This is a genomic window from Campylobacter sp. IFREMER_LSEM_CL2194 (assembly GCF_025771685.1).
Lineage (GTDB): Bacteria > Campylobacterota > Campylobacteria > Campylobacterales > Campylobacteraceae > Campylobacter_D.
In genome coordinates, this window is record NZ_JAKMQS010000005.1 from 73,776 (window position 1) to 87,560 (window position 13,785).

The 13,785-nt window shown below is 32.1% G+C and carries 13 protein-coding genes; 4 read left to right on the top strand and 9 right to left on the bottom strand.

Translation table 11 applies throughout. The features are described 5' to 3' along the window. Window positions 1–31: 31 nt before the first annotated feature. The 7 genes from L8V79_RS03625 to nspC all read right to left on the bottom strand — a co-directional run bounded on the left by L8V79_RS03625 (window position 32) and on the right by nspC (window position 7,586). Window positions 32–760, bottom strand: coding sequence for a winged helix-turn-helix domain-containing protein (locus L8V79_RS03625; RefSeq protein ID WP_263663801.1), 729 nt, complete (start codon window positions 758–760; stop codon window positions 32–34). 53 nt (window positions 761–813) lie between these two features. Continuing rightward, entirely contained in the window at window positions 814–1,383 is a 570-nt protein-coding gene (gene fdh3B / locus L8V79_RS03630) for a formate dehydrogenase FDH3 subunit beta (RefSeq protein ID WP_039662920.1), read from the bottom strand. Between the two features lie 10 nt (window positions 1,384–1,393). Further along, window positions 1,394–4,216, bottom strand: a complete 2,823-nt coding sequence (locus tag L8V79_RS03635) for a formate dehydrogenase subunit alpha (RefSeq protein ID WP_263702521.1) — start codon at window positions 4,214–4,216, stop codon at window positions 1,394–1,396. A gap of 16 nt (window positions 4,217–4,232) precedes the next feature. Further along, on the bottom strand, window positions 4,233–4,436 hold the full coding sequence (locus L8V79_RS03640) for a twin-arginine translocation signal domain-containing protein (RefSeq protein ID WP_012661099.1): 204 nt from the start codon (window positions 4,434–4,436) through the stop codon (window positions 4,233–4,235). A 176-nt stretch (window positions 4,437–4,612) separates the two neighbouring features. Continuing rightward, window positions 4,613–5,293 carry a molecular chaperone gene (locus L8V79_RS03645; protein WP_263702524.1) on the bottom strand — a complete coding sequence of 227 codons (681 nt, stop codon included), beginning with the start codon at window positions 5,291–5,293 and terminating at the stop codon, window positions 4,613–4,615. 63 nt (window positions 5,294–5,356) lie between these two features. Continuing rightward, on the bottom strand, window positions 5,357–6,286 hold the full coding sequence (locus L8V79_RS03650; RefSeq protein ID WP_263702525.1) for a formate dehydrogenase subunit gamma: 930 nt from the start codon (window positions 6,284–6,286) through the stop codon (window positions 5,357–5,359). Window positions 6,287–6,422: 136 nt separating this feature from the next. Next, complete coding sequence (nspC, locus tag L8V79_RS03655; RefSeq protein WP_263702526.1) at window positions 6,423–7,586, bottom strand: carboxynorspermidine decarboxylase; 1,164 nt, start codon at window positions 7,584–7,586, stop codon at window positions 6,423–6,425. 144 nt (window positions 7,587–7,730) lie between these two features. On the opposite strand from nspC, the gene L8V79_RS03660 reads away from it, so the two are divergent. Genes L8V79_RS03660 through L8V79_RS03675 form a run of 4 tightly spaced genes read left to right on the top strand, consistent with a single transcriptional unit; the run spans window position 7,731 to window position 11,139 of the window. Beyond that, a complete protein-coding gene (locus tag L8V79_RS03660) occupies window positions 7,731–9,275 on the top strand; it encodes a multicopper oxidase family protein (RefSeq protein ID WP_263702527.1) in 1,545 nt (514 codons plus the stop codon). Between the two features lie 9 nt (window positions 9,276–9,284). Beyond that, on the top strand, window positions 9,285–9,506 hold the full coding sequence (locus tag L8V79_RS03665; protein ID WP_039617593.1) for a molybdopterin synthase, small subunit: 222 nt from the start codon (window positions 9,285–9,287) through the stop codon (window positions 9,504–9,506). Window positions 9,507–9,509: 3 nt separating this feature from the next. Beyond that, complete coding sequence (locus L8V79_RS03670) at window positions 9,510–9,956, top strand: molybdopterin synthase catalytic subunit (RefSeq protein WP_039627992.1); 447 nt, start codon at window positions 9,510–9,512, stop codon at window positions 9,954–9,956. 1 nt (window position 9,957) lies between these two features. After that, window positions 9,958–11,139: a molybdopterin molybdotransferase MoeA gene (locus L8V79_RS03675; protein WP_263702528.1), complete on the top strand. Its 1,182-nt coding sequence runs from the start codon at window positions 9,958–9,960 to the stop codon at window positions 11,137–11,139. On the opposite strand, the gene L8V79_RS03680 is transcribed toward L8V79_RS03675, so the two are convergent. Both L8V79_RS03680 and L8V79_RS03685 read right to left on the bottom strand, forming a co-directional pair. Then, window positions 11,136–12,629 carry a type I restriction-modification system subunit M gene (locus L8V79_RS03680; protein ID WP_263683710.1) on the bottom strand — a complete coding sequence of 498 codons (1,494 nt, stop codon included), beginning with the start codon at window positions 12,627–12,629 and terminating at the stop codon, window positions 11,136–11,138. The genes L8V79_RS03675 and L8V79_RS03680 overlap by 4 nt on opposite strands. Next, entirely contained in the window at window positions 12,630–13,700 is a 1,071-nt protein-coding gene (locus L8V79_RS03685) for a Fic family protein (protein WP_263678532.1), read from the bottom strand. Window positions 13,701–13,785: the final 85 nt, after the last annotated feature.

A 13,785-nucleotide genomic window follows, 5' to 3' on the forward strand; every position in this document is an offset into this window, starting at 1 on the left:
TAATGATATATTGTTATAACTTGTATTCAAATTAAGTTTTATCTTTTTCTTGATTTTTCTTGAAAAATAATTCTTTAAAGCGTTTATTGGTGTATTCTTCTACATCTTGTTGTAAAATTTTAAAATTTTGGATTAACTCATAAGCTCTTGGAGTAAGTTTGCTACCTGATTCACTTCCTCTTCCTTTTTTAGCAATAAGTAATTCTTCTTTCATATTTTTTTCTAAATCTTGTATATAAAGCCATGCTTTTTTATAATTAATCCCTAGTTGTTTAGCTGCTTGGGAAATACTTCCACATTCTCCTACTAATTCTAAAATATCTGTTTTACCTTTACCAAAAAGCAATTCTCCATCAGGATTTTCTACCCAAATTTTACTTTTTACATGAAATTTTTTACCCTTTTTTTCTTCAAAACAACCAAGTTCACAGTATTTAACATCAATTTTATAAGTTTTAAGTGTAGCTCTCATATCAGCCATATTAAAGTCTTTAGCACATTCTAAAGCATCTTTGCATGATATGCGACGCTTAGAATCTAATTTTGTTTCTAATTTTTCCAAAATTTCACTTTTTGCTATATTTTTATTTAACTTGCCAAATTGACCTAGCTCACAATCTGAAATTTTTACGCCTAATTCTTTTATAATGGCTTGAAAATCTTCTTTAGAGTATTGTTTTAAAAGTTCTAGTGCTTTTTTACAAGTAAGTTTATTATTTTCATCAAGATTTTTTTGAATTTGTAAAATTAGCTCTTCCATGAATTAGCCTTGGATTATAAGTAGTAAAAAAGGGTGCTTGTACACCCTTTGAGTTATTTTGCATCAAGTCCTAAGTTTTGACCCTTGAGTAAAACTCTTTTTCTATACATTGCACTAACTTCAGCTGCATCACCAACCAAAAGTGCATTTGTAGAACAAACCGCAGCACACATAGGTACTTTGCCTTCTGCGATACGATTTTGCCCATAAAGTTCTCTTTCTTCATGAGAGTTAGTAGGCTCAGGACCACCTGCACACATAGTACATTTATCCATTTCACCCTTAATGCCAAAAGCACCATCTCTTGGAAATTGTGGAGCGCCAAAAGGACATGCATAAAGACAATACCCACAACCTATACAAGTTTTTTTATCATGTAAAACAATACCATCAGCTCTAATATAAAAGCATTTTACAGGACAAACTTGCTCACACGGAGCGTCTGTGCAGTGTTGGCAAGCAAGAGTTGTTGAAAACTCTTTGCCTTCTATACCTTCATTTAGAGTGATTACTTTTCTTCTATTAATTCCTACTGGTACTTCATGCGCACTTGAACAAGCTACTTGACAAGCAAAGCAAGAAATACAGCGATTATTATCTACATAAAATTTCATTCTAGCCATAACTTACCCCTTAAGCCTTTTCAAGTCTGCAAAGCCCTGCGTTAAACTCAGAAATTTGCGTATTTATATCAAAACCATAGTTAGTAACCGTGTTAGAACTTTCCCCTATAGTATAAGGTTTAGTGCCTTCAGGATAATTATAACTTAAATCCACTCCTTGCATAATACCTGCAAAATTATAAGGCAAGCAAATTCTATCTGGTGTAACTGAATGATTATGTACACATTTTACTTTAATCTTAGTACCTTGTGGCGAGTGAATCCACATCATATCACCATCATTTATACCATATTTTAAAGCAAGTTCAGGGTGCACATTAGCAAACATCTCAGGTGTGATTGCAGCAAGATATTTACTAGTTCTCTCAAGCATACCTGCACCACTTAAATTTACTAAACGCATACTTGAAATAATAGTTGGAAACTCTTTGCTCCAATCTGTTTTTTGTTGCTCGCTGATAAATTTACTCTCAACTCTGAAGTTTTTCTCTTGATCGCCCCAAGTAGGATATTTTTTAACCAAATCCCAACGAGGTGAGTGAATAGGCTCTCTATGCAATGGAATAGGATCAGCAAATTCCCAAACTTTCATTCTCGCTCTTGCATTACCTAAACAACAAGCACTTTTTTCTCTACATTTTTCTAAGATTATACCTGAAATATCTGTGCTCCAGCTAGCACCCATTAATTCTTTTTCTTTATCACTTAGTTTGATATTAAACACTTTTTCGATATTTTCTTTAGTGATTTGCGGGTAGCCACCTTTAACTTTACATCCTTTTGGAGTAAAGGCTTCATCTGCTAATTGAGAATGCCCCTCATGCTCTAAACCAAAGCGATTTCTAAAGCCCATACCACCTTCTTCATAAGGAATATCTGTATTCCACATGATAGAAGTACCTGGGTGTTGTTTATCCCAACAAGGCCAAGGTAAACCATAATATTCACCTTTAACTTCACCGCCAATACCTCTTTGAGTATCAGGATCAAAATGTTCCCAATTTTGTTGGTGTTTTCTTAGACGTTCAGCTGAAATACCTCTTAAGCCTATACTTAAAAGACCATTACTCATTTCTCTTGTAGCATCATCAGGCCATATGAAATTATCATCACTATCATCTCTTGTTTGTACAAGTTTATGATCTTTTAATTCCATTTTCATACCACGAGTGTATTCTTTATAAAAACCAAATTTTTTAGCAAAAGCAAACATAATCTCTTGGTCTTCTTTACTTTCATAAATTGGTTTTACTACTTGAGAACGCCATTGCATAGCACGGTTAGTCGCTGTTACATAACCTTCTGTTTCAAATTGGGTTGAAGCAGGAATAATATAAATACCATCTGGACGATCTGCTAAAACTGCTACTTCATTTACAAAAGGCTCAGCAATTACGATCATATCAAGTTTTTTAAGTGCTTCTTGAATTTTTACCGTATGTGCCATAGAAGTAATACCCGTTCCTTGCACCCAAAGTACACGGATAGGTGAGTTAGAATAAGTTTTTTCTTCATGTAAAACGCCTTGCCACCATTTTGCTAGCGAAAAGCCTTTTTCATGCATCCATTCTTTAGAATAAAATCTTGAATTTAAATACTCTCTCTCAACATTCCATACATTAGAGAAGTGATTCCAAGCATTATCATCAAGTCCATAATAAGCTGGTAAGGTATCAGCCAAACAACCCATATCAGTAGCACCTTGAACATTATCATGTCCTCTGATGATGTTTGTTCCTGCGCCTGGTTTACCTATATTACCAAGAACAAGTTGTAAGATAGCTAGAATTCTTGTGTTAGAGCTACCTACTGAGTGTTGAGTAATACCTAAAGCCCAAAATAGCGTAGCAGGTTTGATTGTAGCTAGCATTCTTGTGATTTTTTCAAGTTGAGCAGCCGGAACACCTGTTACATCTTCTACAACTTCAGGAGTCCATTTAGCAGCCTCTGCTTTTATTTCTTCAACCCCATAAGTTCTAGTTTTGATTAATTCTTTATCTTCCCAACCGTTTTTGAAGATCAAATGAAGCATACCATAAACTAAAGCTATATCTGTACCTGGACGAATTCTTACGTATTCATCAGCATGTACTGCAGTTTTTGTAAATACAGGATCTACAACTACCAATTTAGCATTATTACGATCTTTTGCTTGTAATAAGTGTTTAAATCCAATAGGATTAGCCACAGCAGTATTTGCACCAAAAATAATCATCATTTTTGAATGTTTAGTCACATCACCAAAATGATTTGTCATAGCGCCATAACCCCATGTATTCGCCACACCGGCGACTGTTGCGCTGTGTCAAATTCTAGCAACGTGGTCTATATTGTTAGTACCCCAAAATGCTGCAAATTTTCTAAAATAATAGGCTTGTTGGTTATTAAATTTAGCCGAACCCAAGAACATAACGCTATCAGGTCCATTTTCTTTACGGATTTCAAGCATTTTATCACCAATTTCATTGATAGCTTGCTCCCAAGTTAAACGTACCCATTTGCCGTTTTCTTTTTTCATAGGATATTTAATACGCTGTTTTGATTTAGTAAGATCGATTTGATCTATCCCTTTACAGCAGTGTGATCCTTGAGAAATAGGATGTTCTATAGCGTTTTCTTGACGCACCCAAACTCCATCTTGCACTTCTGCTTTAATTCCGCAGCCTGCACTACAGATACTACAGATTGTTCTAACAATCTTAGAATCTGGATAAGGATTTGCTACTTCTTGTTCACTTGCAGCTCTAATAGCTTTGTTTTCACTACCAAAAGCCGCACTTCCAAGACCAGCAATACCAGCAAGCTTAAGAAAATTTCTTCTTGCTAATGCCATCTTCTTCCTTTCTTAATTAGTAAGCTATTTTGTAGTATTTTTCCCAATGCATAGTTTTTTTATAAAGCACTTCTTTTTTAGTACTTTTTCCTAAAACTACGGTATTTTGCTCTTGGTAATCATCTTTAGCTAAAGCATTAACGCTCGCTCCAGCTACTACCCCTAAAGCACCAATTTTCAAAGATTTTTTTAAAAAATCCCTTCTTTGGTTGGCCTCCATGTTCTCTCCTTTGAAATAAAAGTAAAGAATAACTATAAATACTTAATTTTAAAGTATTTACACACTTAAACATTATAACTTTTGCATATTTTCACTTAAGATTTTATTTAATTTCTATTTTCATAAAAAGATGATTTTGATAATATGTATTTTGGTAACAAAATACATATTTATTTTTATAATTTGCTAAGTTCTTCTATATTTGTTTTACTAAATTTAGTAGGAAGTCTTGGTTCATAAGGAAGTCTTTGTAAAGCTTCATCTGCTATACTTTTACCTTCTTTTTTTATAGGTGCTTGTACTTCCAAATAAGCTCTTTCGTTTGTAAAAAAGACTTTCATAATATTGGCAATAGCAATGTAAAAATTTGAGTTTTTATGGATTTGTAATTTTTCTATAAACTCATCTATTACAGGGTTTATCACAAAACGAAATAATTGCTGTGCAACTTTTAAATCATGCTCAATAATGCTTGCCATAAAAGCAAACAAAAAGCCAAATTCATCTTCACTTTGTCTGCAATCTTCTTTTTTTCTAAATTTGGTTTTTCTAATGATTTCACAGGCTTGAAGCTTCATTTTGCCATCATCTCTGCCCTCATCATAAAAAGAAGCGCTAATAGGCACATTCACGTAAGAAAAATCAAAAAATACTCCATTTTGTTCTTCTTTAAAACTTGCAAAATCGCATGCGCTAAGTTTTTCAAAATCAGATTTTAAACTATCATCTAAAGGACTTTGAGCTAAAACTAAAACTTGCTCGTGCCAAATTTTAAATTCATTTTCATCGATAAAATTAAAAGCTTTTGAAAAAAATTCATAAAAATATTTACGCGAAAGATCAATATCTTGTATCATTAATTTTCCTTGTTATTTTTATTTGATTATAACAAGGAAAATTTAAAAAAATCAAGTGAGATTTTAAAATTTTGTTTTAGAATCGTAAGTAAATGATGGATTGATTTGTTTTTTATCGCTTAATTCTTTATACCAATAAGAATGTAAAATATAAACTTCCTCTTCTTCTTTATAACCACTAATCATAGAGTGGATACTTCCTTTAATAGCAAATACAGCCATATAAATATGAATAGCAAAAAATACCGCACATAAAATACCCAAAATATTATGGATGATAGCTGAAGCTCTTAAAATATCTATATGAGAAATTCCAAAAATAGATTGTAAAGAAGTAGAATTAAAATCAAGGAAAAACATAAACGCACCGGTGATTATCATCAAAAATCCACCAAAAACAGCTATATAATACCAAGATTTTTGACCAAAATTAAACTTGCCAGCAGGCACAGGTTTTTTCTCTTTACTTAAATATCCACCAATCATCATCATCCATCTTAAATCATAACTTGCAGGAAGCATTCTTTTAATCCAACATAAAAGCATAGGAATGATAGAAATGATAAATAAAATAGTAGCAATGCCATGTAAGTTTTTACACATTCTTACAAAAAATCCACCACCAAAATATGATCCAAAAATCATAATAAGACCGGTTGGCACAAGGATAATCCAAGAAATTGCCGCTACAAAATGAAACAATCTTTCAAATACCGAAAAGGCATAAATTTTCTTACCATCATGAGAAAATTTCTTTGGACCTATGACCATATAATGCAAAGCAAAAGCTGAAATTACCACTATAAGTATAATCAAAACAGCACTTGCAATATATTCACCTTGTAGTTTAGTCCACAAAGCACCAAAATTTTGATAACTTTCTATATTCATCACTCTTTGCACATCCCAAATTTGAGTATTTTTAACTTCAAAATTTTCTTGAGCAAATAGAAAGTTAAAACAGGCTAAAAGAGCTAGTATAACCCTATGCATAAATTACTCCTAAACATTACACGCTAGAAAAAGCTTAGCGTTGTAGTTTTGTTAATTTTCAGTTTCCATTTTTATTTTAAAAAAAGTTTTATTTAAAAAACATAAATTTGCAAAAAACTACAAAAAAACTCATTTTTTAGTTTCTTTTTGAATAATTTTCATAACCAAATTCTCTTACCATAGATAAATTTTCCTTCTTATCCAAGAACATTAAATTTGGAAGTCTTACTCCATTAAAAGTGGTGTTTTTAACTATAGAATAATGAATTTGATCTAAAAATGCTATTTTTTGCCCTATTTTTAACTCTTGATTAAAAGCATACTCGCCCATGATATCCCCTGCTAAGCAAGTATTACCACCAAGTAAATAAGCAAATTCATTTTCTTTTAACTCACTATATTTTTCCCCATCACGACTTGATAAAATTCTAGCATTTAAAACCTCGCTTGTATAAGGCATGATAATAGTATCTGGCATATGAGCTTCGCTTGAAGTATCTAAAATAGCTATTTTTTTCTCATTTTCTACTATATCTATCACACTTGCAACTAAAGTCCCACACCGCCAACCCACAGCCTCACCTGGTTCAAGATACACTTGCACACCGTATTTATCGCTAAATTTTTTACAAAGATCAATTAGTTTTTGCGTGTCATAACCTTCTTTGGTAATATGATGACCCCCGCCAAAATTAGCCCATTTTATATTTTTAATAAATTTTGAAAATTTAGCCTCAAAAGCATTTAACACAAGCTCTAAAGAATGCGCACTTTCTTCACACAAAGCATGAAAATGAAGCCCACTTAAAGCACTTAAATCTTCATTTTCAAAATCAATCGCACGAATTCCTAATCTTGAAAATCTACCACAAGGATTATAAAGTTCTTTTGGAGCCACTGAAAGCTCTGGATTACAGCGCAAACCAAGAGACTTTTTACTTGCTTTGTCTTTAAATTTTTTAAACTGATTAAAAGAATTAAATACTATATGATGTGAAAGATCGATGATTTCATCTATTTCATCCTCTTTAAAAGCAGGTGAAAAAGTATGAATTTCTTTATCCATATATTCTTTTGCAAATTTAGCTTCCCAAAGCCCACTGCAAGTACAACCTGATAAATACTCACCCACTATATCCATAGCACCTGAAAAAGCAAAACCCTTTAGAGCAAGTAAAACTTTTGCTCCACTTTGCTCGCTCACTTTAGCCAAAAGTTCACAATTTTTTCTAAGTTTATCTTCTTCTAAAATATAAGCAGGGGTTTGAAAGTCTTTATCTAAATGATTTTTAATTAGCATTATTTATCCTTAATTTTTGATTTAAAACCACTTGTATAACAAATCATATTAAAATTATATCTTGTTTTTATAATTTACAATCATTAATCAAATAATAGCTATAATCAAAATCCAAATCAAAATTAATTTAGGAGTAAAAATTTGATGGACAGAAGGTTATTTTTAAAATTTAATGCTTTAGGTTTAGCAGGTATTAGCAGCGCTTATGCAATGGGGGATCATTCTCATCATAATATGCACTCAAAACATACACAAAAAGATACAAAAGAAATCGATACTTCTTTTATCAAACTAGAAAATCCAAACATTAAATTACTCGATGAAAAAGACTTTCCTAACGGACAAACATTAGCAAATTTAAAACTTCTAAAAAACACAAGCACAAAGAAAAATTTCTTTAGATCAAGTATAGAAGTCAAAGAAAGTCAAATAGAACTTGTTAAAGGTAAAAAAACAAAATGCTTTACTTACAATGGCTCTATACCTGGACCTAAAATAGAAGTTTATGAAGGTGATACAGTTGAAATTTTAGTAAAAAATAGTTTAAAAGAACCAACTACTATCCACTGGCATGGACTTGATATACCACCTGAACAAGATGGCAACCCACATGATCCTATCATGCCTGGTAGAGAAAGAATTTATCGCTTTAAACTTGGAGAAAATTCAGCAGGAACCTACTGGTATCATCCACATCCACACTACACCACAGCAAAGCAAGTTTATAAAGGCTTAGCAGGGGTATTTGTAGTAAAAGCTAAAAAAGATGCATTGTCGCATTTACAAGAACAAGATTGGGTGATTAGTGATTTGCGTTTAGATGAAAATGCACAAATTCCTGATAATAATTTATTTGATTGGCTAAATGGTAGAGAAGGAAATTTAGTTCTTATCAATGGACAATTAAAGCCAAAAATAACGCTTGACAAAGCTCAAAGAATTCGTATTTATAATTTTTGTGCGGCAAGATATTTAAATTTACGCATTAAAGGTGCTAAATTTATTTTAGTAGGAACTGATGGAGGGCTTATAGAAAAAGGTGTTGAATTAGATGAGTTATTTTTAAGTCCTGCATCAAGAGTAGAAGTGCTAATCAAAGCAAGTAAGGGTGATTTTAAACTTGAAAGCATTTATTATGACCGCGATAAAATGCTTGTTAAAGAAGAACCTTACACTCTTATGCTAGCTGATCTTAAAGTAGAAAAAACTATAGAAAACATGCCTGAAAAACTACGCGAATTTCCACCTTTAAAAGAAGCCACAAGCTTTAAAGAAGTGATTATGAGTGAAGATCATATGCAAATGCATGGTATTGATAAAAAAAGTGAAGAAGAAATCAAAAAAAGCCTTGCCTCTATGTTTTTAATCAATGGTAAAACATTTGATATGAATAGAACAGATTTAACCTCAAAATTAAATGAAGTAGAAGAATGGGTAGTAAAAAATTCTTCACATATGGATCATCCTTTTCATATACACGGAACACAATTTGAACTCATATCTTCTAAATTTAAGGGTAAAATAACAAAAGCAAAATTCAGAGCATTACAAGATACGATTAATGTAAGACCTAAAGAAGAATTAAGACTTAGAATGAGTCAAAAATTTACCGGTATTAGAATGTTTCACTGCCATATTTTAGAGCATGAAGATCTTGGAATGATGGGAATTTTAGAAATCAAAGAATAAAGGTAAAAAATGGTAAAAGTTGAATTTCTAGGGCCAATTAACAAAGAAAGCTTAGAACTAAATGTAAGCAATCTTAAAGAATTAAAAGCAATTTTAGGACAAGATGAAAGCTTAAAAGAATGGCTTGAGCTTTGTGCAGTTGCCTTAAACGATGAAATGGTTTTTGATGATGAAACTACCTTAAAAGATGGGGATAAAATATGCTTATTACCGCCGGTTTGTGGAGGATGAGTTATGTTTGAATTACATCAAGGAGCCTTAGAAATTCCTAGCATTTATGCTAGATGGTATGAATATGCTAAAGATAAAAACTGCGGAGCTTTGATCACATTTTGCGGTATAGTCAGAGCTGAAGATGAGATTGAGGCTTTAAGTTTTGATATATATGAGCCTTTATTAAAAACTTGGTTTGAAAAGTGGTGCCAAAAACTTGCAAATGAAAATGTAAGCTTGATGTTTGCTCACTCTATCGGCGAGGTTAAAGTACATGAGAGTTCTTATTTTGCTGGGGTTTTAAGCAAACAAAGAAAATTAGGACTTAAGCTGATTAATGATTTTGTAGAAGATTTTAAAGCAAGCGCACCTATATGGAAATATGATATCATTAATGGCGAAAAAATTTATGCCAAAGAACGCTCTTTGAAACTTCAAGGAGCAGGAATTTTAAGCACTAAGGACTAAAATGCTAACTTCTTATAGCCAAAGTTTAGACATACTTCATTCACACATACAAACATATGAAAAGATAGAAAACATTGCTTTAACACAGTGCTTAGATAGAATTTTAGCCATAGATATCAAAGCTTCTGCTAATAACCCTCAATTTCCCACTGCTTCTATGGATGGTTATGCGATTAAATTTAGCGAACAAGATGAAGCTTTGTCTATCATAGGTGAAGTGCCTGCAGGAGTTTTTCCTAGCTTTAAAATACAAAATAAAGAATGTGTTAAAACCTTTACAGGTTCTTTGATGAGTGAGGGTTGTGATACCTTAGTACCTGTTGAAAAAGTAGAAGTTAAAAACGGCATAATTTATATAAAAGAAAAAGTTCCACAAGGCTTTGCTGTAAGAAAGGTGGGAGAGAGCTACACCAAAGGTGAAATTTTACTCACTAAAGGCACAAAGCTAGGCTATAGCGAGATAGCACTTTTAGCCGAGCTTGGACACTTTCACATTAGTGTTTTTGCTAAACCTATCTTAGGCGTGCTAAGTAGTGGAAGTGAGATCAAAGACTTAGGCGAAAGCTTAGCGCACCCTGCACAAATTCGCTCATCAAACCATGTAGCCATAGCTAATATGGCAAAAAAACTTGGTGCTGAAGCTAGAATTTTCCCACTTTTAAAAGATGATATGCAAAAAACTCCAAGTGTTTTAAAACAAGCACTTAATGCGTGTGATATTTTAGTTACCACCGGTGGAGTTTCCATGGGGGATTTTGACTTTTTAAAGCAAGCTATTAAAGAGTATGAAATCATCATAGACAAAGTCGATGTAAAACCTGGCAAACACATCAAAATAGCCAAATTTGAAGATAAATTCATCTTTGCCCTGCCGGGTTTTCCATACTCGGCTATGGTGATGTTTAATTTATATGTAAGAGAACTTTTAAATGCTTGGCTTTTACAAGAAAAAGACTATGTATTTAAGGCATTTGCAAATACTGACTATAAGAAAAAAAGTCCGCATTTAGAATTTGTAGCTTGTAATGTAGAATTTAAAGATGGAAAAATTTATGCCAATTTAAAAGGCAAAAAACAAGGTTCAAGTGCCATCATCAACAACCTTAACCACAAAGCTGCACTTATGATAGCACATGATGATATAAAAGAAAATGATTTAGTGGATATTATTTTAATGCCTTAAATAAGTGCTTTTTGAATTTTCTCAAAAAGCATTTTTGCTTGTTTTTGATTTTGCTCTAACTCGCTTAAAATTTCCTCTACTTCACGCAAAGTTTTTTCTTCTTTTACGTTTGGGTTTTTAGCACTTAAATCATAATTTCTTTCTTCAAGTTCTTTTTTACTTACCAAATAAGAATTAGCCGTGATTTTTCTTTCTTTATAACATTTTAAAAATTCTTGCAAATGCGTGTATTCTAAAGGTTTGTTTTTGGTCAATTTAAAAGGAGGCACAAGCTCATAGTAATATACACTTTCATCATTTTCACCACAAATGCTTCTTTGTCCTTTAGAGAAAAAAAGCACATTAGTTTTTACCGCACTATAAGGCAAAAATACCCCACTTGGCAAGCTTAAAACACATTCAAGATTAAAATTTTCTAGCAAGTCTTTTTTTACACTCACAAAGGCATTTGAATTTTGAAAAAGCACTCCTTCAGGCACTACTATGGCGCATCTTCCGTTGTTTTTCAAAGACTTTAAAATATGCTGCAAGAACAAAAGCTCGGTGGCATTTGATTTTACAGGAAAGTTATTTTGAATTTGATCTTTTTCTTTACCACCAAAAGGAGGATTTGCTAAAATCACTTCGTATTTTTCATTTTCAGTTATGTCTGTGATTTTTTTATTTAGAGTATTAGTTTTGATGATATTTGGGGACTTAACCTCATGTAAGATCATATTCATCACACCCATTGCATAACTTAGCGGAGTTTTTTCTTTACCAAACAAGGCATCATTTTGTAAAAATTCAAGTTCTTCCACACTCAAATTTGCTTTTTTCTTTTTTGCCCTATCTTCATAAAGAATATGCAAAAAACTCTCTACTAAAAACCCACAACTCCCACACGCAGGATCATAAATTCTCTCTTTTGCTTTAGGGTCTAGCACCTCCACCATGGCTCTAACCAAAGGTCTTGGGGTATAAAACTCCCCACTATTTCCCCCATCACTTCCCATGTCTTTTAAAAGCTTTTCATAAACCTCACCTAAAGCAAATACATCACTTTCTTTGCTAAAACTTAGCTCATCGACTAAATTTATAACTTCTCTTAAAGTATGGCCATTAGCTATGCGGTTGTCTATAAATTCAAAAATTCCACCTATCTTATACTCTATGCTTTTGAAATTTTCATTATCTTTAAAACTTTTTAGGTATGGAAAAAGCTCATCATTCACAAAGCTTAGCAAATCGCTTCCACTTAAAGCGTTTTTTACATCAAGCTTTCCTTCACTTGTTTTAGGTGCTGCCCAAGCCCTCCAACTAAATTTTTCTTGCAAAATAGCCTTATAAGGCTTTTCATCTAACTCAGCTTCTAGCTTTAACTCTTCTTCATAATCATCTAAAAATTTCAAAAAAAGCACCCAACTAATCTGCTCACTATAATGCATAGCACCGCTTATGCCATCATCGCGTCTTAAAATATCTGTGATTTTATCGATTTTACCTTGCATTTAAAAAATTCCCTTTCTAAAAAGTCTTAAAAGTTCTATATTAATATAATAATTATTTCTACCCATTTTAATGCACTCTAGCACCCCTAAATTTTCACAAATTTTAAGGTATTTTGAGGCACTTTGCCTAGAAATATCTAATTTATTTATCAAAAAGTCTATCTTTGTATAAGGATGAGAAAACAAAAGCTCCACAAAGTCTTTGCTGTAAAAATTCGTTTTATTTTGCAAAATTTCACCTACATTAGACATCATTTTTTCTATTATAGTAATGGTTTTTATCGTTTTTATAGCAGTTTGCTCTACACCTTTGAGTATGTATTCTATCCATTCTAAAATTGCACCTTCATCGCGTACTTTTTGCAAAAGATTATAATACTCTTCTTTGTTATTTACTATATAAGCACTTAAATACAAGATAGGCAAATCAAGCAAGCCTTTATAAACCAAATAAAGTATATTTATAATCCTACCTGTTCTACCATTACCATCGTAAAATGGATGAATGCTTTCAAACTGATAATGAATGATTGCCATTTTTACCAAAAAATCAAGTTCATCTAAAGTATCATCGTTGATGTATCGCTCCAAATTTCCCATAAGTTCTTGTATATCACTAGGATTTTGCGGGGGTGTGTGTTTGATTTCTCCTGTGGTAGGGTTTATCAGCGTAGTTCCGCTTTGTTTTCTAAAACCTGCATTATTTCTTTCTAGTCTTTTTTGAATTTCTAAAATATGTGCATTTCTTAATAATTGCTCTTTTTTTAAAAGCTCATATCCTTTTTTTAAAGCATTTTCATAGTCTTTTACTTCTTTTGCCGCTCTTGTAAGTTTACTTTCATCGATTTGAGATAAAAAAAGCTCATCGTGAGTGGTAATAATATTTTCTATCTCGCTAGAATCTTTAGCTTCTTGCAAGATCAAAGCATTGATTAATATATTTGGATTAGGCATGCTTTTGCTAAGTCCATTTAACTCCGCTAATTTTCTCGAAGCCCTAATGATGAGACCATAAATATTTGCATTTAATTCTATATCTAAAGGAAGTTTTGGTGGTATGAATTCTTTCATAATTTTTCCATATGTTAAAATTTTTTAAAATTTTTAACATTATAAAAAAATATGTTAAAAAAATCAAAAATTTTTAACATATCTT

Coding starts and splice junctions, on each gene's coding strand:
- L8V79_RS03680 (WP_263683710.1), bottom strand. CDS start 12,629: ATGCAAGGTAAAATCGATAAAATCACAGATATTTTAAGACGCGATGAT.
- L8V79_RS03665 (WP_039617593.1), top strand. CDS start 9,285: ATGGTAAAAGTTGAATTTCTAGGGCCAATTAACAAAGAAAGCTTAGAA.
- nspC (WP_263702526.1), bottom strand. CDS start 7,586: ATGCTAATTAAAAATCATTTAGATAAAGACTTTCAAACCCCTGCTTAT.
- L8V79_RS03675 (WP_263702528.1), top strand. CDS start 9,958: ATGCTAACTTCTTATAGCCAAAGTTTAGACATACTTCATTCACACATA.
- L8V79_RS03625 (WP_263663801.1), bottom strand. CDS start 760: ATGGAAGAGCTAATTTTACAAATTCAAAAAAATCTTGATGAAAATAAT.
- L8V79_RS03650 (WP_263702525.1), bottom strand. CDS start 6,286: ATGCATAGGGTTATACTAGCTCTTTTAGCCTGTTTTAACTTTCTATTT.
- L8V79_RS03670 (WP_039627992.1), top strand. CDS start 9,510: ATGTTTGAATTACATCAAGGAGCCTTAGAAATTCCTAGCATTTATGCT.
- L8V79_RS03660 (WP_263702527.1), top strand. CDS start 7,731: ATGGACAGAAGGTTATTTTTAAAATTTAATGCTTTAGGTTTAGCAGGT.
- L8V79_RS03640 (WP_012661099.1), bottom strand. CDS start 4,436: ATGGAGGCCAACCAAAGAAGGGATTTTTTAAAAAAATCTTTGAAAATT.
- fdh3B (WP_039662920.1), bottom strand. CDS start 1,383: ATGGCTAGAATGAAATTTTATGTAGATAATAATCGCTGTATTTCTTGC.
- L8V79_RS03685 (WP_263678532.1), bottom strand. CDS start 13,700: ATGAAAGAATTCATACCACCAAAACTTCCTTTAGATATAGAATTAAAT.
- L8V79_RS03645 (WP_263702524.1), bottom strand. CDS start 5,293: ATGATACAAGATATTGATCTTTCGCGTAAATATTTTTATGAATTTTTT.